Raw genomic sequence first — 18,671 nt, forward strand, 5'->3', positions numbered from 1 at the left:
CATAAGGTTTAGACAGCGCGAGATCGAGGAACCATGCTGATCCAGTTGTCGATCCGCGATATCGTTCTGATCGAGCGGCTGGATCTTGCCTTCGAGACCGGCCTTTCGGTGCTGACCGGGGAAACCGGGGCCGGCAAGTCCATCCTGCTCGACAGCCTGTCGCTGGCGCTCGGCGGCCGCGGCGACGGCGGCTTGGTGCGTCACGGCGAGGACAAAGGCCAGGTGACGGCCGTCTTCGACGTCGCCGGCGATCATGGCGCCCGCAGGCTACTGCGCGAAAACGGAATCGACGATGACGGCGACCTGATCTTCCGGCGTATCCAGTCGGCCGACGGCCGCACCCGCGCCTCGATCAACGACCAGCCGGTGAGTGTGCAGCTGATGCGCCAGGCAGGCCAGCTTCTGGTCGAGATCCACGGCCAGCACGACGACCGGGCGCTGATCGACACCGATGCCCACCGCATGCTGCTCGACGCGTTTGCGGGCCTCGGCGACGAGGTGCAGCGCTTGTCCGGCCTCTACCGGACGTGGAGGGACGCCGAGCGCGCCTTCAAGGCGCATCGTGCCAAGGTCGAAGCGGCCGCCCGGGAAGCCGATTACATCCGAGCTTCGGTCGAGGAGCTGGAGGCGCTCTCGCCGCGGGACGGCGAGGAGGACGAGCTCGCCGAACAGCGTTCACGCATGCAGAAGTCCGAGCGGATCGCCGGCGACATTTCGGAAGCGTCGGAGTTCCTGAACGGCAATGCCTCGCCGGTTCCGCTCATCGCCTCGCTGGTGCGGCGGCTGGAGCGAAAGAGCCACGAAGCGCCGGGCCTGCTCGAAGAGACCGTCGAATTTCTCGACCAGGCTCTCAATCATCTTTCCAACGCGCAGATGGAGGTGGAGGCCGCGCTCCGCCGCACCGAGTTCGATCCGCGCGAGCTGGAGCGCGTCGAGGAGCGGCTGTTTGCATTGCGCGCCGCCGGCCGCAAATATTCGGTCGCTGTCGCCGATCTTCCCGCGCTCGCCGAGAAAATGGTGGCCGATCTTGCTGATCTCGATGCCGGCGAGGAAAGACTTGCCGAACTGGAAAAGATCGCCGCCGCGGCCAAGATCGAATACGATCGTGCCGCCGTCGAGCTTTCCGAAAAGCGCCGTCACGGCGCCGAAGGCCTGGCCGCCGCCGTCATGGCCGAGCTGCCGGCGCTGAAGCTCGAACGCGCCCGTTTCATGGTCGAGGTCGCGAGCGATGCGGATGCGGCGACGGCCGAGGGCATCGACACGGTGGAATTCCACGTGCAGACCAATCCCGGCACGCGCCCCGGCTCGATCATGAAGGTCGCTTCGGGAGGCGAACTCTCCCGTTTCCTGCTGGCGCTCAAGGTGGCGCTCGCCGACCGTGGCTCGGCCCCGACGTTGGTTTTCGACGAGATCGACACGGGGGTCGGCGGCGCGGTCGCCGATGCGATCGGCCAGCGCCTCAAGCGGCTTTCCGACAAGGTGCAGGTGCTTTCCGTCACCCATGCGCCGCAGGTCGCGGCGCGCGCCGCCACGCATCTCCTGATCTCGAAGGGACCGGCGGGCGAGGGCTCCGACAAGATCGCCACCCGCGTCGCGACCATGGAGCCGGAGCATCGCACCGAAGAGATCGCCCGCATGCTGGCCGGGGCTTCGGTGACGGACGAGGCAAGGGCGGCCGCCAAGCGGCTGCTTTCGGGCAATGGCTGATCGGCCCGTGCGGCTTTTCCATTTCAGTGACGATCCGGCCATTGCGCGTTTCGACCCGCGGCCGGTCCAGGTTCCGTCTTGCCGGCCGCCCGGCCGGGAATGGCTGAACGGCCCGCTCGTCTGGGCGATCGATGACGCCCACGATTTCATGTATCTTTTTCCACGCGACTGTCCCCGCATTCTCGTATGGGCGAAACCGAACACGCTCGCGGACGAGCGGCGGACATGGCTCGGAGAGTGGCGGGCGGCTGCCTATATCGAACGCGCCTGGCTCGACCGGCTGCTGGGCGAAACGATCCACCGCTATGAATTGCCGCCAGGCGATTTCGAAGATCTTGACGATGCCGGCATGTGGGTGGCCCGGCGGACGGTCGTTCCGCTGCAATTGGTCAGCCTGTCCCGGCTCGATCATGAATTTGCCCAGCGCGGCGTCGATCTCAGGATCGTTGACAGCCTTGGGCCGTTGAAGCCCCTTTGGGAGACAAGCCTGCATGTCAGCGGCATTAGGCTTCGCAATGCGTCGAGCTGGGACAAGGCGTGAGGGCCACTTCTCCCGCCGCTTCTCTTCCCATCCCCCAAAAATGCTCTAAAAAACGACTCCGCCATGTCCGAGGAGCCGATCACCATGCCCGCCGAAAAAACGCCCGTCGATAACCTCACCGAGGAACAGGCCGCAGCCGAGCTCGCCTTCCTCGCGGCTGAAATCGCCCGCCACGACGAGCTTTATCACGGCCATGACACGCCGGAGATTTCCGATGCGGACTATGACGCCTTGAAGCGGCGCAACGATGCGATCGAGAAGCGCTTTCCGCAGCTCATCCGCGCCGACAGTCCGTCGATCCGCGTCGGTGCAGCACCGCTGCCGACATTTGCGCCGATCACCCATTCGCGGCCGATGCTGTCGCTCGACAACACGTTCTCCGACGAGGACGTGCGCGATTTCGTCGGCTCCGTCTATCGCTTCCTCGGTCAGCTTCCGGACGGTTCGATCGCCTTTACCGCCGAACCCAAGATCGACGGTCTTTCCATGTCGATCCGCTACGAGCAGGGCCGGCTGGTGAACGCGGCGACCCGCGGCGACGGCACGACCGGCGAAAACGTCACGGAAAACATCAAGACCATCAGGGAGATCCCGAACCGCCTGCCGGCCGGGGCGCCCGATGTCGTCGAGGTGCGCGGCGAGGTGTATATGACCAAGAGCGACTTCCTGGCGCTCAACGAGAAGATGGCGGCGGAAGGCAAGCAGACATACGTAAACCCGCGCAACACCGCCGCCGGATCGCTGCGCCAGCTCGACGCGAAGGTGACGGCGAGCCGCAATCTGAAATTCTTCGCTTACGCCTGGGGGGAAATGTCGGAAATGCCGGCCGATACCCAGATGGGCATGGTGGAAAAATTCAGGGAATGGGGTTTTCCGGTCAATCCGCTGATGAAGCGGCTCACCTCCGTCGAAGACATCATCGCCCACTACACCGATATCGGCCTGAAACGCCCCGATCTGGACTACGAGATCGACGGTGTCGTCTACAAGGTCGACCGGCTCGACCTTCAGGCCCGGCTTGGTTTCCGCTCGCGCAGCCCGCGCTGGGCGACGGCGCATAAATTCCCGGCCGAGCAGGCCTTCACCCATGTGGAGAAGATCGACATCCAGGTCGGTCGCACGGGCGCGCTGACGCCCGTCGCGCGCCTGACGCCGGTCACGGTCGGCGGCGTCGTCGTCACCAATGCGACCCTGCATAACGAGGATTACATCAAGGGCATCGGCAATTCCGGCGAGCGCATCCGCGAGGAGGAACACGATATCCGCATCGGCGACACGGTCATCGTCCAGCGGGCAGGGGACGTCATCCCGCAGGTGCTCGACGTCGTGATGGAAAAGCGCCCGCCGGAAGCCGTGCCTTACGAATTTCCGAAGAAATGTCCGGTCTGCGGCAGTCATGCGGTGCGCGAGAAGAACGAGAAGACCGGCAAGCTCGATTCGGTCACCCGCTGTACCGGCGGTTTCGTCTGCCGGGCGCAGGCGGTCGAGCACCTCAAACACTTCGTTTCACGCAACGCCTTCGATATCGAGGGCCTCGGTTCCAAGCAGATCGATTTCTTCTTCGAAAGCGACGACCCGGCCCTGCAGGTGCGTACGGCGCCCGACATTTTCACGCTGAAGAAGCGGCAGGAAGATTCGCCGCTGACGAAGCTCGAAAATATCGAAGGTTTCGGCAAGGTCAGCGTCAAAAAACTGTTCGATGCGATCGACGAGCGGCGCACCATCGCCCTGCATCGCTTCATCTACGCGCTCGGTATTCGCCATGTGGGCGAAACGACCGCCAAGCTTTTGGCGCGCGCCTACGGTACCTATGAGGATTTCGAGAAGGCCATGAAGGAGGCGGCGGAGTTCAGCGGCGACGCCTGGGCCGATCTCAACAATATCGAGGGCATCGGCGAGATCGTCGCGCGCGCCATCGTCGAATTCTTCAAGGAGCCCCGCAATGTCGAGGTGATCACCGAGCTCACCCGCCAGGTGACGCCGCAGGCGGCCGAGCAGATCGCTGCATCAAACAGCCCCGTCGCCGGCAAGACGGTGGTCTTCACCGGCTCGCTCGAAAAATTCACCCGCGACGAGGCGAAAGCGAGGGCGGAAAGCCTCGGCGCCAAGGTTGCCGGTTCGGTCTCCAAGAAGACCGATTACGTCGTCGCCGGCCCTGGCGCCGGCTCCAAGCTCGACAAGGCGAGGGAGCTCGGCGTTGAGGTGATGGACGAGGACGAATGGCTGGCCTTCATCGGCGGCTGAGCATCAGGCCCTCAGCCGCGCCATCTGGTAGGCATCGATATATTCGCCGTCGCGGAAACCGAACATCTTGAGATGGCCTTCGACTTCGAAGCCGAATTTCCGGTAGAGCGCCAGCGCGGGTTCGTTGTCGATGTAGACCGTCAGCTCGACCCGCTTGAGGTTCAGCCAGCGATCGGCAATGGCGAGGGCTTCGCCTATCAGTGCGCTGCCGATGCCGCGGCTCTGATAGGCGTCATGGACGCCCATTCCGATACTGCCGGTGTGGGCGCGGCGGGGATTGGTAAAACGGGTCAGCCCGCAATCGCCTACGATCCGGCCATCCAGTTCGGCGACGAGGCTGAAGGAGTTGCTCGCGGGATTTTCCAGCACCTTGCGGATCTCTTCCGGCGTGTGGTGCGGCGTGCGCAGCGTGCCGTATCGATAACCGGGCAGATTGTGAAGTCCGGCGATCGCCGCCGCATCGGCGGGCGTGCGGGCGCGGATCGACAGGCCCTCCGGCCATCGCGCCTCGGGATCCAAAGGTGGACTATCCAAATCCGACATGTTTGCTCTCCTTGGTCTTGCGCCGAGGCAGAGCGGAGCGATCCAAACCCTGCCATTTCTTCGGCAGGGTGGGTGACGGATGATCGGCTAACGCGCCAAACCCGCCACGCGCCCTGCAGGGCGAATGGTCGTGGTAAGCTGCATATGGGCGACGAAGCTGATCATGGCTCGCAGGCTCTCAGACAAGCACCGTGCCGTCAAGAGGGGCTCGTCATCTTTGCCGAATCGAATTCCGGTTATAGAAGGTCTTCGACACTGATTCGGGACCAGCCTTTGAAAACCATCGCCATCGATTTCGAAACCGCCAACGAGCAGCGCGGCAGTGCCTGTTCGGTGGGGCTTGCCTGGATCGAGGACGGGCAGGTGGTGCGGGTCGAGGAGCGGCTGATCCGGCCGAAGGACATGCGCTTTTCGTCCTTCAACGTCGCCATCCACGGCATCCGGCCGGAACATGTGGAGGATGCGGACGAATTTCCGGACGTGATGGACGAATTCGTCGACGAATTTCGCGGCGCGACGATGATCGCCCATAATGCGGCCTTCGACTTCAGCGTCTGGCGCGCCTGTCTCGATGTCTATCGCCAGAGCTATCCGGAGCTTTCCTATCTCTGCAGCGTCAAGATGGCCCAGAAGGTCTGGCCGCATCTCATCTCCCACAAGCTGAATATCCTGGCGAGCCATCTCGGGCTGAGCTTCCTGCATCACAATGCCGCAGAGGATGCGGCCGTCTGCGCCGAAGCTTCGATCGCCATTGCACGGGCGCTGGACGTGGCGCATGTGCGGGATGTTGCGCCCGCGATCGGCATGCGGGCGGGCCGGCTTTACTCCGATGGTTACGCGCCCTGCACGTTCCGGAAGACGTAGGTTCGCCGCCGCAGCATCGGCGCCGCTTGTAACCGCGCCGGCGCATCTTATCTCAGATCACGGATCGTTTACCGGAGCTTTGCCCCCCATGAAACAGCCCGTGCCCCGTTTGACTTCGTCTCTCTCCGCTGCCGCCCTTGCCGTCGGCGTCTTTGCCGCGCCCGTTTCCGCCCAGGTGGTGGGCGAGGTCGGGGTCGACTGGATCGGCAACGACATCATCGTCGAGGCGGTCGCCGATCCGCAGATCAAGGGCGTCACCTGCCATGTCACCTATTTCGAGCGCGGCATCATCGACCGGCTGAAGAACGGCAACTGGTTCGAGGATCCGTCCAACAATTCGATCGCCTGCCGCCAGACCGGCCCGATCGAGATCGGCGAGATCGAGCTCGGCAAGGCCGGCGAAGAAGTGTTCCGGCAGGGGCGGTCGCTGATCTGGAAGGACCTGCTCGTCAAGCGCATCTATGACAAGGCGAACGATACGCTGATCTATCTCGCCCATTCGCGGCAGGTGGTGGACGGCTCGGCCAAGATGGCGATCTCCACCATCCCGCTCTACGGCCAGAACGTCGCCTGGAAAAACGGCAAGCCGAAATAGTCAGCCGGTGGCTTCGGCCGCCGCGCGGCCGGCGGTGCGGCCGGAAAACAGGCAACCGCCGAGGAACGTGCCTTCCAGCGAGCGGTAGCCGTGCATGCCGCCGCCGCCGAAACCCGCTGCTTCTCCGGCCGCATAAAGGCCGGGGATGGTTTCGCCGTCGGTCCCGAACACCCGCCCGGCAAGATCGGTCTCCAGCCCGCCCAGCGTCTTGCGCGTCAGGATGTTGAGTTTCACCGCGATCAGCGGCCCGTGCGCCGGATCGAGGATGCGATGCGGTCTCGCGGTGCGCACCAGCTTGTCGCCGAGCGAGCGGCGGGCATTGCGGATCCCCATCACCTGCGCGTCCTTGCCGAACGGATTGCCGATCTGGCGGTCGCGGGCGACGATCTCCCGTTCGATCTCGGCGACATCCAGCAGGTCGCTGCCGGCCAGCCGGTTCATGCCCGCGACGAGTTCGGCAAGTGTCCCGGCAACGACGAAATCGCTGCCGTGCTCCTTGAAGGCCTCGACCGGGCCGGTCGCCTTTTTGCCGATCGCGCGCCGCGCGGTGAGCTTCCAGTCGCGGCCGGTCAGGTCCGGGTTCTGCTCGGAGCCGGACAGCGCGAATTCCTTGCGGATGATGCTCTGGTTGAGGACGAACCAGGAATAGTCATGACCCGTCCGCATGATGTGCTGCAGCGTACCGAGCGTGTCGTAGCCGGGGAAGAACGGTGCGGGCAGGCGCTTTCCGGCCGCATCGAACCATAGGGAGGAGGGGCCGGGCAGGATGCGGATGCCATGGTTCTCCCAGATCGGGTTCCAGTTCCTCAGCCCTTCGGTGTAATGCCACATCCGGTCCGGATTGATGACGCGCCCTCCGGCGGCCTGCGCGATACCGATCATCCGCCCGTCCACGTATTTCGGCACGCCGGAGACCATGAAGCCGGGCGGCAATCCCAAGCGCGTCGGCCAGTTCCTCCGCACGAGGTCATGGTCGCCGCCGATGCCGCCGGAGGCAACGACGACGACGGGAGCGCTCATCTCGAAATCCCCGACAGGGGTCCGAGACGTTTCGGCGCCGCGCACCGCCCCGCTCGGCTCCAGAACGGTCCCGGAAACGCCCGTTACCGCGCGGCCGGTCGTGATCAGGTGATCGACCCGGTGCCGCCAGAGGAAACGTATCCTGCCCTTGCTCTCGGCCTCGCGGGCACGGTTCGCAAAGGGCTCGACGACGCCCGGTCCGGTGCCCCAGGTGATGTGAAAGCGCGGCACGGAATTGCCGTGGCCGGTCGCCGGCCCGCCGCCGCGTTCGGCCCAGCCGACGACCGGGAAGATGCGGTGTCCCATCTGCCGGAGCCAGGAGCGTTTTTCGCCCGCCGCAAAGGCCACATAGGCCTCGGCCCAGGCGCGGGGCCAATGATCCTCTTCGCGGTCGAAGCCGGCGGTGCCGAGCCAGTCCTGCCAGGCAAGGTCGAGCGAATCGCGAATGCCCATCCGCCGCTGCTCCGGCGAATCGACGAGAAAGAGCCCGCCGAGCGACCAGAAGGCCTGTCCGCCGAGATTCTGTTCCGGTTCCTGGTCGAGGATGATCACCGAGCGGCCGGCATCGGCAAGTTCGGTCGCGGCCACAAGCCCCGCGAGGCCTGCGCCAACGATGATGGCATCCGCCGCCTGACTCAATCCCGCTCCTCCCAAAGCCCGACCGACAGCAACCCGTGCTGATCTTTTCCGACTGAGATACAGTCATGCGGTGTGGTGCAAGTCAATTGCCCTGCCCGTAAGAAACCGGGCTCAAGAAAACCGGGCTCGCGGCGCGAACCCGGTCGTGAATGGGCGGGCGACGTCTCTCAAAGCGCGTCGCGATCTTTCAGATCCGCTTGCCGCGCTTCAGGTTCTTGTTTTTATGCATGCCGTTGTCGCAAAACCGCTGCACACTTTTGCGCGACTTGCTTTAGCGGACGTAAACGATCTTGCCGCCATCGGCGGCGGTTTCGATGCCGGCGACGTTCTGCAGCTCGACATTCTTTGCGGCAAGGGCGGCCAGGAGCTTGGGATCGGACTGGATCGCGTCCTGCGCCGCCTGTGCGGCCTGAGAATTCGGGACTGTCAGCGTCGGCGGCACCTTGTTGGTGGAAGAACGCGTCTCGTCGGTCTGGTCGATATGGACGACAGTCACTTTATCGACCGAGGGCGCCGGAGCGGTCGGGCCAAGATCCTGCGCGAACGCGCCGCCGATGCCGGCGACCGAAATCATGGATGCAAACACGATTGCCTTTTTCATAGAGGTTCTCCTTGTTCGTCCCCGGGGCGTCGCTTCGTCCCGGGTTCTCGTCCCGGCCGGCACTGGGGAGGATCTGCCGCCCGGGGGTATCATGGGGGAACTGCCAAGGAGTCGCTGTTGTTCCGCCGGAAATGAAGATTATGCCCGGATACAGAACCGTTATTCTTCAATCGCACCGGCATTGGGGGCGGGCCCGGAGGAAAGGGCCGGGCCCGTCCCGTCACGGGCGGTCAGCGGACATAGACCGTCCGGCTGCCATCGGCGGCGGTGTCGATGGCGACGACGTTGTTGAGTTCGACGTTCCGGCCGACAAGCGCTGCGCGCAGCGAGGGATCATGCCGGATCTCGGCCTGGGCCTGATTGACCATGGCCTGGGTCGGATGGACGAAGGACTCGGGTATGTCGAGACGTTTGGCGCTGTTGTCGATTTCCGGATCGGTATAGACGATGGCGACGTCGGTGGCGGGTTTGGCCATCGCGCCCATGTCGCGGGCTTGGGCCATACCGAGAGCGGCGGCGGACATCAGGACTGCGAGAGCAAAAGCCTTGTTCATGGTCATTCTCCTATCTTCGTAACCAGCCGAAGAGTTTTGAAGCGGTTCGGTTGGGCGTTTGCGACAGAAGAACTCGGACCGTAACGTGGCGGTTCCGTGGCTTTATTCTTAAATTTATGTAATTATTACAACGCGTTAATCTTCCGTCACATTTACGTGTGACGGAAGATCGGCACACAATTCTGCGCCGTTTCGAGGCTCACGATCAGGCGGCTTCGCGCGCCAGTTCGTCGGCGATGACGGTGTCGAGGTTCAGGAAGCAGACCATGGTCTTTTCGAGCGCCACGATGCCGCGGCAGAAGGCGCGCTGCGCTTCCGGAATGATTTCCGGAGCCGGCTGCAGGTCCTCGCCGCGGATGGTCATCATGTCGGAAACCTGTTCGACCAAAAGGCCGACCAGCTTGCCGGCGATGTCGGTGACGATGATCGCCGAACGCTCGGACGGCTCGGTCATCTTCATGCCGAGGCGGCAGGCCATGTCGATGACCGGGATCACCGCGCCGCGCAGGTTGATGAGACCGAGCACGTAGGGCGGCGTGTGCGGCATCGGGGTGACCGGCGCCCAGCCGCGGATTTCGCGGATTGCCATGATGTCGATGCAGAATTCCTGGTCTCCAAGGTGGAAGGAGACGATTTCGAGATAGGCGCCGGACTGTTTGATGGCATTCGTCATGTCAGAACTCTTCCCATTTGTCTGTGGATCCCACGGCCTTCGGCTTGGCGGAGGTCGGGCTGTTGCTGAAGGCTCCCGCGAGCTTGTTCATCAAGTTCAGTGCGGGCGAGGGTTTTGCTGACGCGGAGGCGTTCGCGACATCGACGACGCGCGGGCCATTGCCACCACGGATCTGGAACTGGCTGATCAGCCTGTTGAGGGTTTCCGCATCGCTGGCAAGCGAATGACTTGCAGCGTTGCTTTCCTCCACCATGGCGGCATTCTGTTGCGTCGAGTGGTCCATCTGGCCGATCGCGGTGTTGATCTCTGTCAGTCCGGTTGATTGTTCGCGCGCAGAAGTGAAAATCGCGTGAACGTGACCGTCGATTTTCAAAACGTCGTCGCCGATGCGCGTCAACGCTTCGCCGGTTGCCCTGACCAGATCGACGCCCGTGCGGACCTCGTGGCTCGAACGGGTCACCAGTGCCTTGATGTCCTTTGCGGCTCCTGCGGCACGTCCGGCGAGCTCGCGCACTTCCTGCGCCACGACCGCAAAACCTTTGCCGGCCTCACCAGCGCGGGCCGCCTCGACGCCGGCGTTGAGAGCCAGGAGATTGGTTTGAAAGGCAATTTCGTCGACGACGTTGATGATCTTGCCGATCTCGGCGGTGGCGTCCTCGATGCGGCCCATGGCGGCGGTCGCGTCGCGGACGACGGCGACGGACTGTTCGGCATAGGCCTTGGTCTGGCCGACCATCTCGCTCGCCTCTTCGGCGCGGGCGGTGGAATTGCGGACCGTCGAGGTGATTTCCTCGAGCGCCGCGGAGGTCTGTTCCAGCGCCGCCGCCTGCTGTTCGGTGCGCTTTGCCAGGTCATCGGCAGCCGAGCGCATCTGATTCGCATTCGCGCCGATCGAACTTGCACTGGTCGCGACTTCCGACATCGTCTGGCGCAGCCGTTCGACGACACGGTTGAAATCGCCCCGAAGCCGTTCGAGGTCTTCCCGGAAGGGGCGGTCGAGCGATGCCGCAAGGTCGCCTTCGGAGAGGCGGTTCAGCGCTGCCGCCAGCGAATCGACGGCGAAGTGAAGCGCCTCGGCTTCGGCTTTCTGGTCGGCCTCGCGCGTCCGCCGGCGCGTTTCGTTCTCGCGGCGTTCGTCGTCCAGATTGGCTTCGAGCGCCTGGCGTTCGACGGCCGAAAGGCGGAAGACGTCGGTCGCCCTCGCCATGTCCCCGATCTCGTCGCCCCGGTCGATGCCCGGCACGGCCGTCGCATAATCGCCGCCGATGATCCGCTGCATGCTGAGGCGAACGCCGTCGATCCCCCGCCGGATGGCCCCGCCGTGGATGGTCTGCAGAAGGGCCATGACGGCGAGCGCCAGGAGACCGCAGCCGAGCTGGACATACAGAGACATGGTCGAGAGCTCGTTGGCCTCCCGGACGCGGGCGTTGACGATTTTTTCGCCGCCGTTCGCCAGATCGGTCAGCAGGTCGGTCAGCCGCTCGCCCGCACCGTCGATGGCGTCGTCGAGCTTGGCGTATTCCGTATCGGGAGCACCGCTTTCGACGAGGTGCTTGAGGTCGACCTGGATTGCCTTGCCGACTTCCGCGACGTCCGCGTCATAGGTGGCCATGCTGGTCGGTTTGCCGATTTCTGCGGCGAGCGAACGCAGGCTGGCGCCGCCGCCGGAAAGCTGCTTCACCGATTCGTTGATCGCCTGCAGGCGTTCCGGCTGGACCTGCTTTTCATCCGCGTCGATGATGGTGTCCATCGCAGCCAGCACGAGCTGCAGGTTGGCGATGCGCATTTCGTTCGCCACGTCGACCTGGTTCTGGATTTCGGTCGCGCGCTCCAGGGCGGCACTCACCTGCCGGCCCTCGTACCAGCCGACGGCGAGCATTGCGCCGATGCCGGCAAATGCCGAGCCTCCCAGCGTCCACAGGCGCTGGTTCACCGAGAATGTCTTGCGTGTGGACTGGGCCGTCATGCTTTCGGATTCCTCGCGAGGCCGGAAGGATCCGGCGGGTCTTGCAGATGATATGAAGAGGAAGGCGGGCTTTGCCGGCGACGTCATGTCGGCCCAGATCGGGATCATCCCCGGCTTTCGCCGGAAGGTCCGCTGCAATCGCATCGGTTTTGGCTTGCGAAACGAATCCCTAAACCACCTTCGTCTTTATAAGGTCTCAGAGAGGTATTAATCTTCCGCTAAGCCTGCCCGAAGGTTGCAAGGGGGCTTTGCCAAATGCGGAAAGCCTCGTAGAATAAGCTGCATGAACCAGAGCATGTCCGCCGGTCTGCGCCTGCCGCTCGTTGCCGCCGTAAGTCTTCTCTTACTGGCGCTCGGCGGCGTTGCGTTTTTCGGCTGGCTCCGTTTCGGCGCCTCGATCCTCCTGACGCTCGGTGAGACCGGTCTTTCCTGGTGCTTCTGAGTTTGCCCGCGGCGTGGGACAAATCAGCGCGATCCTCTTTTAAAACGACTTGTTGAATTGCGCCGTCCCCGCGCCGGGTCTATCGCTCGTCCATCGATTGGTGAGGCCGGACCTGCCGGCAGGAGACCTGAAGAGAAGTTCCATGAAGACCTTTCGCATCATCCTCTGGGTTGCCGTCGTCGCGCTGGCCGGCGTGCTCGTTTTCCTGACGCTGACGATCACGAAGTCGAAACAGCAGCTCGCCGAAGGCCCGTTCGGCGTCCCCTTCCAGCTCGTGGCGCAGAACGGCCAGCCGATCACCGAAAAGGCCTTCCAGGAAAAACCGACGGCATTGTTCTTCGGCTTCACCCATTGTCCGGAAGTCTGCCCGACGACGCTTTTCGAACTGAACGGCTGGCTGCACAAGGTCGATCCCGACGGCACCAGGCTCAACGGTTTCTTTGTCAGCATCGATCCGGAGCGCGACAGCCCGGAACTGCTCGGCCAGTATATCTCGAATGTCACCGACCGGGTGAAGGGCATTTCCGGCCCACCGGAAAAGGTCCTGGAGATGGCCAAGGGCTTCAAGGTCTATTTCAAGAAGGTGCCGGTCGACGAGAAGGATCCGAACGGCGACTACACGATGGATCACACCGCCTCCGTTTTCCTGCTCGACAATGGCGGCCGTTTTGCCGGCACCATCGCCTATGGCGAAAATCCGGACGTGGCGGTCAAGAAGCTCGAAAACCTGATCAAGGGCTGAAAGCCTTGAAGCAGGCAGGGCTTCTGTGGCAATCCTCTCCGCTCCGATCGAATAGCTGAGAGACATTTCCTTGAGTGAAATTCGCCTTTACGTCACGTCCACCGAAAAGGGTGCGGCCGAGATCCTCGATATTTTCTCGGAGATTTTCGGCGAGGAGGATTTTGCGATCGCCACGACCGAGGTGGACGAGAGAAGGGACATCTGGGAAGCCTCGGTCTACATGATGGCCGAAGACGAGGAGGCGGTACGCGAGCGCATCGTGGCGGGCCTCTCCCGGGCCTTTCCGGATCTTCCGATCCGGAAGGAGGTCATTCCCGACGTCGACTGGATCGCCAGGTCGCTGGAAGGCCTCAAACCCGTCAGGGCGGGGCGGTTTCTCGTTCACGGCTCGCATGACCGCGACAAGGCGAGGATCAACGATCTGTCCATCGAGATCGAAGCGGGACAGGCTTTCGGCACCGGCCATCACGGCACCACCGCCGGCTGCCTGGAGATGATCGGGAAGGTGATGCGCGCCCGGCCGGTCCGCAATGCGCTCGATCTCGGCACCGGAAGCGGCGTTCTGGCGATTGCGGCGCGCAAGCTTGGCAATATTCCCGTGCTTGCCACCGATATCGATCCGGTCGCTGTCCGTGTCGCCAGGGAAAACGTCCGCAGCAACGGCATCGCCACCGGCATCCGCCTGGAGACTGCGCCTGGTTTTCATTCGCCGGCCTTCGATCGGGAAGGACCGTTCGACCTGATCATCGCCAACATCCTGGCAAGGCCGCTGATCCGGATGGCGCCGCAGCTTGCGGCCCATCTGGCGCCCGGGGGGTCCGTGATCCTGTCCGGAATTCTTGCCGAACAGCGATGGAAGGTGCTCGCCGCCTATAGCAGCGTCCGGCTCAGTCATATCCGCACCATCTGGCGCAACGGCTGGGTGACGATCCACCTCATGAAGGATCAGAATTTCGCAGTGCAGCATTGATCATGTTGCATGGCTTTGAAAAGCGTGCAGCAAAAAGGCGGCACCAAAAGTGCCGCCTTGCGATCAGTGTTCGACACTGACCGTACCCGCGAGCCGTGGGAGGAACTGCTCGAGCGGGCCTCGTATCCTGAAGGCCGGGCGGATGAGGGAGGAGATCTCCGCGCGGCCTCGAATAATCAGAATACGCAGCTTAGAATACGTAGCCTTGGGCGCCCTTGCGGCGCAGTTCTTCACGGCTGGTGCCGAGACCCTTGAGGGTTTCGTCGTCGAGGTTCATGAGCGCGCCGTTGACGTAGCGGGCAACCTGACGCTCGCGGGCTTCGATCATCCGGTTGAAGGCATTGCGGAAGAAGGAGCTTGCCATCGAAGTGATCCTTTTGCGGTCGGGCCTTGTTCGGCGCCCGTTCGATGTCTGATATATAGCGAATGCTGCACTGCACGGTGAGAGGGATTCCCTCATTGGTGATATGCGCTGTGCGCATGGGTTGCGAACCTGTGGCCGTCAACCGTGAGCAGGCGCACAATCGCTGAGCATCCGGCACCGATCATCACGGCCCGGCTGGCATTGTTCCTCGGAGATCGGCTAACATGCGGCTCCCCATCGGAATCAAGCAGCCCGGAAATTTGAGCCCATGTTCCAGTCTTTCGAAGTGAAGTCCGCTCCGCAGTTCGGCCGTGACCGCGTCACGGCGCTCAGGGCGGGATTTTCCGATCTCGGCATCGACGGTTTCCTCGTCCCCCGGGCCGACGAATACCAGGGCGAATATGTGCCGGCTTGCGCCGAGCGGCTTTCCTGGCTGACGGGCTTTACCGGGTCGGCGGGGATCGCCCTCGTCACGCGGCGTGAGGCGATCGTTTTCGTCGACGGACGTTACGTGACCCAGCTTGCCGAGCAGGTGGACGGATCGGTGTTTGCCGGCGGCGACCTCGTCAACGAGCCGCCGCATGTCTGGCTGGCGCGGCATGGGGCAAAGGGTTTTCGTCTCGGCATCGACCCCTGGCTGCATGCGGGTGCGGAAGTGCGCCGGCTGGAAAAGGCGCTCGCCGAAATCGGCGGCTCGCTCGTGCTGCTCGATGCCAATCCGCTCGATGCGCTTTGGGCCGACCGGCCCGCCGAGCCGCTCGGCGCCGTGTCGATCCAGAAGCAGGAGTTTTCGGGCAGGCTCGCAAACGAAAAGATCGCCGAGGTCGCGGCGCAGGTGAAGGAGAAGGGGGCGACCGCGGTGCTGGTCGCCGATCCGTCCTCCGTCGCCTGGATCTTCAACATCCGCGGCGACGACGTGCCCCACACGCCGCATCCGCTGTCCCGCGCCATCATTCCCGCCGAGGGCAGACCCGAGATCTTCCTCGACCGGATGAAGACCGGCATCGAACAGGCCGCCTATCTCGCCCAGCTTGCCGTCCAGCGCCCCCCGTCGGAGTTCCTGGAGCGGCTTTCGGCCTTTGCGAAGGACGGCGGCAGGATCATCGTCGATCCGGACCTGACGCCGCTTGCCGTGACGCGGGCGATCGCGGCCGCAGGCGGCGAGGCGGTCGAAGGTTCCGATCCCGCCAAACTGCCGCGCGCCTGCAAAAACCCGCAGGAGCTCGAAGGATCGGCCAAGGCGCATCTGCAGGATGGCGCGGCGATGGTCGAATACCTCTATTGGCTCGACCGGCAGGCCCCCGGCACGATCACCGAAATCGACGCGGTCGAGGCGCTGGAGGCGGCCCGCACTCGCGTCGGCCAAAACCTGCAGAACCCGCTCAAGGACATTTCCTTCGATACGATTTCCGGCGCCGGCGAACACGGTGCCGTCATTCACTACCGGGTGACGACGGAAACCAACCGGAAGCTGGAAGCGGGCGATCTCTTCCTGATCGATTCGGGTGCGCAATATGTCAACGGCACGACCGATATCACCCGCACCGTGGCGGTCGGAGCGGTCCCGGAGGATCGCAAGCGTTTCTTCACGCTGGTGCTGAAGGGCATGATCGCCATCAGCACCGCGCGTTTCCCGAAGGGTACGCGCGGCTGCGATCTCGATCCGCTCGCCCGCATCGCGCTCTGGAAGTCCGGCGCCGATTATGCCCACGGCACCGGCCACGGCGTCGGCTCCTATCTCTCCGTCCATGAGGGACCGCAGCGCATCTCGCGGCTCGCGACCCAGGAACTCCTGCCCGGCATGATCCTCTCCAACGAGCCCGGTTATTACCGTCCCGGTTCCTTCGGCATCCGCATCGAGAACCTGATCTACGTGAAGGCGGCCGAAGAGATCGAAGGCGGCGACCAGCCGATGCTCTCCTTCGAGACGCTCACCTGGTGCCCGATCGATCGCCGGCTGGTGATGGCGTCGCTGATGACGGGGGAAGAGCTCGCCTGGCTCGACGCCTACCACGCCGCCGTGCGCGAAAAGCTGCTGCCGCTGATCGAGGACGCTGCCGTGAAGGACTGGCTGGTGAAGGCGACCGAAGCGATCGCCTGACGCTTTGAAGCTGCGGTTCCTAAGGCGCGGCAAGCGAATCTGAAAGATCGCGACGCGCTCTAGAAACCCAGGAGGTGGCGGCAGATCATCGCTGCCGCCCAGCCGGCGCCGAGCATCAGGAGGCCCGGATATTTCAGGCTGGCGACCAGCGCCACCAGCATGGCGATCTTCACGTCGAAACCGCTGTTGAAGAAGGCGGGGGCGACGAGCGTGGTCAAGACCGCCGCCGGCACGGCATTGAGCGCCTGTTCCATGCGTGGCGGGATCGTCCTCATGCGGGTGATCAGCACGTAGCCGCCGATCCGCGTCAGGAAGGTCGCGACGGCGGCCGCAAGAATCAGCCACACCGTTTCCATGGAGATCTGTCCGGCCATCTCAGCTCTCCACGTCGCTTGCGGCGGTCACCGTCGCCGGTTCCTTCGGCAGCGGCAGGAGGGCGGCGACCACGACGCCGATCGCCGCGCCGATGCTGACATGCCAGGGCGAGCCGACGAAATGATAACCGAGCACCGAACCCAGCGCGCTCGCCGCCACCACGGGATAAAAGCCCGGCTTGCGGCGGAACCCGACGACGAGGCCGAGGAAATAGATCGGCAGCAGGACGTCGATCGCCAGCACCTGCGGATCGCCCATCATGCGGCCGAAAAAGGCGCCCACGACGCTGAAGAAAAGCCAGGGGAAATAGACCGCCGCACCGAAGGCCGCGTACCAGGTGAAATCGATGCCCCGGCCGCTGCTCTCGGCGCGCCTGACGCTTTCGGCGAATTGTGGGTCGGTCAGCAGGAAGAAGGCGAAGAATTTCTGGACCGGCGTGAAATGGGTGATGAGGCGGGCAAGTGCCGCCGAATAGAGGATGTGTCGGAAATTGACCGCGAAGACCGAGAGCACGATCAGCCACGGCGCGACGTGATGGCCGAAAAGCTCGATGCCGACGAGCTGGCTTGCGCCCGCATAGACGGTGGCGCTCATCAGGCCGGCTTCCGCGACCGAAAGGCCGTTGTCGACGGCCACCGCCCCGAACAGCACCGCAAAGGGTGCGGACGAGAGGGCGATGATCAGGCCACCCTTCAGCCCTTCGTTGAATTCGCTGCGATTCATCTAAAGATCCTTTTGGCAACGGCTTTAGAGCCGAGCAGGATGCGGCGCAATTCAATTGGGCTGATGGAACTATCGATTCCGCTGAACTGTCGCGGGCGAGGTGAACCGCGCAGCGGTCAGTCGGCAAGGATATCCCTGCTCGAAACGATGCCGATGCCCTTCGCCTTCATCTCGGCGACGGCGTTCCTCACGCCTTCGGGGTCGATGCCGCGGCTGGCATCCTCGATGAAGCGGACCCTGACGTCCGGCAGCATGTCGACCGCATCAAGGGCGGAGAATTTCACGCAGTAGTCGGTCGCCAGGCCGCAGACGTCGAGTTCCGTCACCTGCTGCGCCTTCAGGTAGCCCGCAAGGCCTGTGAGTGCCGCCTGGTCGTTGTCGCGGAAGGCGGAATAGCTGTCGACCGCCGGGTTGTCGCCCTTCTGCTGGATGTAGTCCACCGCGTCGATGTCGAGATCCGGATGGAACTCCGCGTCCGGCGTGCCCTGCACGCAGTGGTCGGGCCACAGCACCTGGGGCCTGCCGGAAAGCTCGCCCGTCTCGAACGGCTTTTTGCCCGGATGCCGCGACGCGAAGCTGCCGTGGTTTTCCGGGTGCCAGTCCTGCGAGGCGACGATCACATCGTAGCCGCCATCGCCGATCAACCGGTTTGCGATCGGCACGATCTCGTCGCCGTGCGGGACGGGAAGGTTGCCGCCGGGGCAGAAACCGTTCTGGATATCGACCAGGAGCAGCGCTTTCATATCAGGCATCCTCGCAAATCACTTTCCGAAGGATGCCAAGCATGGGCGGCCGGATCAAGCCGGCAGGCGCCAGAACCAGGAAAGGCGTCATGTGTTTTCCGTCAGGTCGGGATGGCCGGTCCCCGATCGAGACCCGGCAACCGAGGGATTCTCCCGAGATCGCCGCCATCGCCGCGGAGTTCGGGCTGCACTTCCTGCCGCCTCAGGAAGTCGGGCAGGCGGCCTGAGCTCGCGACACCAATGGAGATGGCGCCAGCGCCATTT

The 18,671-nt window shown here is 63.7% G+C and carries 20 protein-coding genes; 10 read left to right on the top strand and 10 right to left on the bottom strand.

The genetic code is table 11. The features are described from left to right. The first annotated feature begins 33 nt into the window (after positions 1 to 33). From recN to ligA, 3 genes are all read left to right on the top strand, one after another. Positions 34 to 1,707, top strand: coding sequence for a DNA repair protein RecN (gene recN, locus DMO26_RS13080; protein ID WP_117192511.1), 1,674 nt, complete (start codon positions 34 to 36; stop codon positions 1,705 to 1,707). A gap of 7 nt (positions 1,708 to 1,714) precedes the next feature. After that, positions 1,715 to 2,248: a DUF6886 family protein gene (locus tag DMO26_RS13085; RefSeq protein ID WP_117192748.1), complete on the top strand. Its 534-nt coding sequence runs from the start codon at positions 1,715 to 1,717 to the stop codon at positions 2,246 to 2,248. Positions 2,249 to 2,332: 84 nt separating this feature from the next. Further along, on the top strand, positions 2,333 to 4,492 hold the full coding sequence (gene ligA, locus DMO26_RS13090; RefSeq protein WP_117192750.1) for an NAD-dependent DNA ligase LigA: 2,160 nt from the start codon (positions 2,333 to 2,335) through the stop codon (positions 4,490 to 4,492). Between the two features lie 3 nt (positions 4,493 to 4,495). Here the strand turns inward: ligA and DMO26_RS13095 are convergent, their stop codons facing one another. Then, entirely contained in the window at positions 4,496 to 5,035 is a 540-nt protein-coding gene (locus DMO26_RS13095) for a GNAT family N-acetyltransferase (RefSeq protein WP_117192512.1), read from the bottom strand. Between the two features lie 273 nt (positions 5,036 to 5,308). On the opposite strand from DMO26_RS13095, the gene DMO26_RS13100 reads away from it, so the two are divergent. Together DMO26_RS13100 and DMO26_RS13105 are read left to right on the top strand one after the other, a co-directional pair. After that, complete coding sequence (locus DMO26_RS13100) at positions 5,309 to 5,899, top strand: 3'-5' exonuclease (protein ID WP_117192752.1); 591 nt, start codon at positions 5,309 to 5,311, stop codon at positions 5,897 to 5,899. An 88-nt stretch (positions 5,900 to 5,987) separates the two neighbouring features. Beyond that, positions 5,988 to 6,494, top strand: coding sequence for a CreA family protein (locus DMO26_RS13105; protein ID WP_117192513.1), 507 nt, complete (start codon positions 5,988 to 5,990; stop codon positions 6,492 to 6,494). Here the strand turns inward: DMO26_RS13105 and DMO26_RS13110 are convergent, their stop codons facing one another. The 5 genes from DMO26_RS13110 to DMO26_RS13130 all read right to left on the bottom strand — a co-directional run bounded on the left by DMO26_RS13110 (position 6,495) and on the right by DMO26_RS13130 (position 11,947). Next, a complete protein-coding gene (locus tag DMO26_RS13110) occupies positions 6,495 to 8,153 on the bottom strand; it encodes an FAD-binding dehydrogenase (RefSeq protein ID WP_117192514.1) in 1,659 nt (552 codons plus the stop codon). A 271-nt stretch (positions 8,154 to 8,424) separates the two neighbouring features. Then, positions 8,425 to 8,754, bottom strand: coding sequence for a hypothetical protein (locus DMO26_RS13115; protein ID WP_117192515.1), 330 nt, complete (start codon positions 8,752 to 8,754; stop codon positions 8,425 to 8,427). A 230-nt stretch (positions 8,755 to 8,984) separates the two neighbouring features. Continuing rightward, the gene (locus DMO26_RS13120; protein WP_117192516.1) at positions 8,985 to 9,308 is read right to left on the bottom strand and encodes a hypothetical protein; all 324 of its coding nucleotides are present in this window, start codon (positions 9,306 to 9,308) and stop codon (positions 8,985 to 8,987) included. Between the two features lie 205 nt (positions 9,309 to 9,513). Beyond that, positions 9,514 to 9,981, bottom strand: a complete 468-nt coding sequence (locus tag DMO26_RS13125; protein ID WP_037087389.1) for a chemotaxis protein CheW — start codon at positions 9,979 to 9,981, stop codon at positions 9,514 to 9,516. 1 nt (position 9,982) lies between these two features. Further along, positions 9,983 to 11,947: a methyl-accepting chemotaxis protein gene (locus tag DMO26_RS13130; RefSeq protein ID WP_117192517.1), complete on the bottom strand. Its 1,965-nt coding sequence runs from the start codon at positions 11,945 to 11,947 to the stop codon at positions 9,983 to 9,985. A gap of 283 nt (positions 11,948 to 12,230) precedes the next feature. Between DMO26_RS13130 and DMO26_RS33670 the strand changes: the two genes are divergently transcribed. From DMO26_RS33670 to DMO26_RS13145, 3 genes are all read left to right on the top strand, one after another. After that, positions 12,231 to 12,389, top strand: coding sequence for a hypothetical protein (locus DMO26_RS33670; protein ID WP_162894868.1), 159 nt, complete (start codon positions 12,231 to 12,233; stop codon positions 12,387 to 12,389). 142 nt (positions 12,390 to 12,531) lie between these two features. After that, positions 12,532 to 13,131 (top strand): SCO family protein, encoded by a 600-nt coding sequence (locus DMO26_RS13140; protein WP_117192519.1) that lies wholly within the window; start codon positions 12,532 to 12,534, stop codon positions 13,129 to 13,131. Between the two features lie 70 nt (positions 13,132 to 13,201). Beyond that, the gene (locus tag DMO26_RS13145) at positions 13,202 to 14,101 is read left to right on the top strand and encodes a 50S ribosomal protein L11 methyltransferase (RefSeq protein WP_117192520.1); all 900 of its coding nucleotides are present in this window, start codon (positions 13,202 to 13,204) and stop codon (positions 14,099 to 14,101) included. A 190-nt stretch (positions 14,102 to 14,291) separates the two neighbouring features. Here DMO26_RS13145 and DMO26_RS33675 read toward each other — a convergent pair whose 3' ends face one another. Further along, positions 14,292 to 14,465, bottom strand: coding sequence for a hypothetical protein (locus DMO26_RS33675; protein ID WP_162894870.1), 174 nt, complete (start codon positions 14,463 to 14,465; stop codon positions 14,292 to 14,294). A 268-nt stretch (positions 14,466 to 14,733) separates the two neighbouring features. On the opposite strand from DMO26_RS33675, the gene DMO26_RS13150 reads away from it, so the two are divergent. Continuing rightward, complete coding sequence (locus DMO26_RS13150; protein WP_117192521.1) at positions 14,734 to 16,566, top strand: aminopeptidase P family protein; 1,833 nt, start codon at positions 14,734 to 14,736, stop codon at positions 16,564 to 16,566. A gap of 59 nt (positions 16,567 to 16,625) precedes the next feature. Here the strand turns inward: DMO26_RS13150 and DMO26_RS13155 are convergent, their stop codons facing one another. From DMO26_RS13155 to pncA, 3 genes are all read right to left on the bottom strand, one after another. Further along, positions 16,626 to 16,940 carry an AzlD family protein gene (locus tag DMO26_RS13155; protein WP_117192522.1) on the bottom strand — a complete coding sequence of 105 codons (315 nt, stop codon included), beginning with the start codon at positions 16,938 to 16,940 and terminating at the stop codon, positions 16,626 to 16,628. Between the two features lies 1 nt (position 16,941). Continuing rightward, positions 16,942 to 17,664 carry an AzlC family ABC transporter permease gene (locus DMO26_RS13160; protein ID WP_117192523.1) on the bottom strand — a complete coding sequence of 241 codons (723 nt, stop codon included), beginning with the start codon at positions 17,662 to 17,664 and terminating at the stop codon, positions 16,942 to 16,944. Between the two features lie 116 nt (positions 17,665 to 17,780). Next, positions 17,781 to 18,407, bottom strand: a complete 627-nt coding sequence (gene pncA, locus DMO26_RS13165; protein ID WP_117192524.1) for a bifunctional nicotinamidase/pyrazinamidase — start codon at positions 18,405 to 18,407, stop codon at positions 17,781 to 17,783. A gap of 41 nt (positions 18,408 to 18,448) precedes the next feature. Here pncA and DMO26_RS33680 point away from each other — a divergent pair, with 41 nt between their 5' ends. After that, positions 18,449 to 18,634, top strand: coding sequence for a hypothetical protein (locus DMO26_RS33680; protein WP_162894872.1), 186 nt, complete (start codon positions 18,449 to 18,451; stop codon positions 18,632 to 18,634). Positions 18,635 to 18,671 lie beyond the last annotated feature (37 nt).

Origin of the sequence: Rhizobium terrae (genome assembly GCF_003425685.1) — a bacterium.
Lineage (GTDB): Bacteria > Pseudomonadota > Alphaproteobacteria > Rhizobiales > Rhizobiaceae > Neorhizobium > Neorhizobium terrae.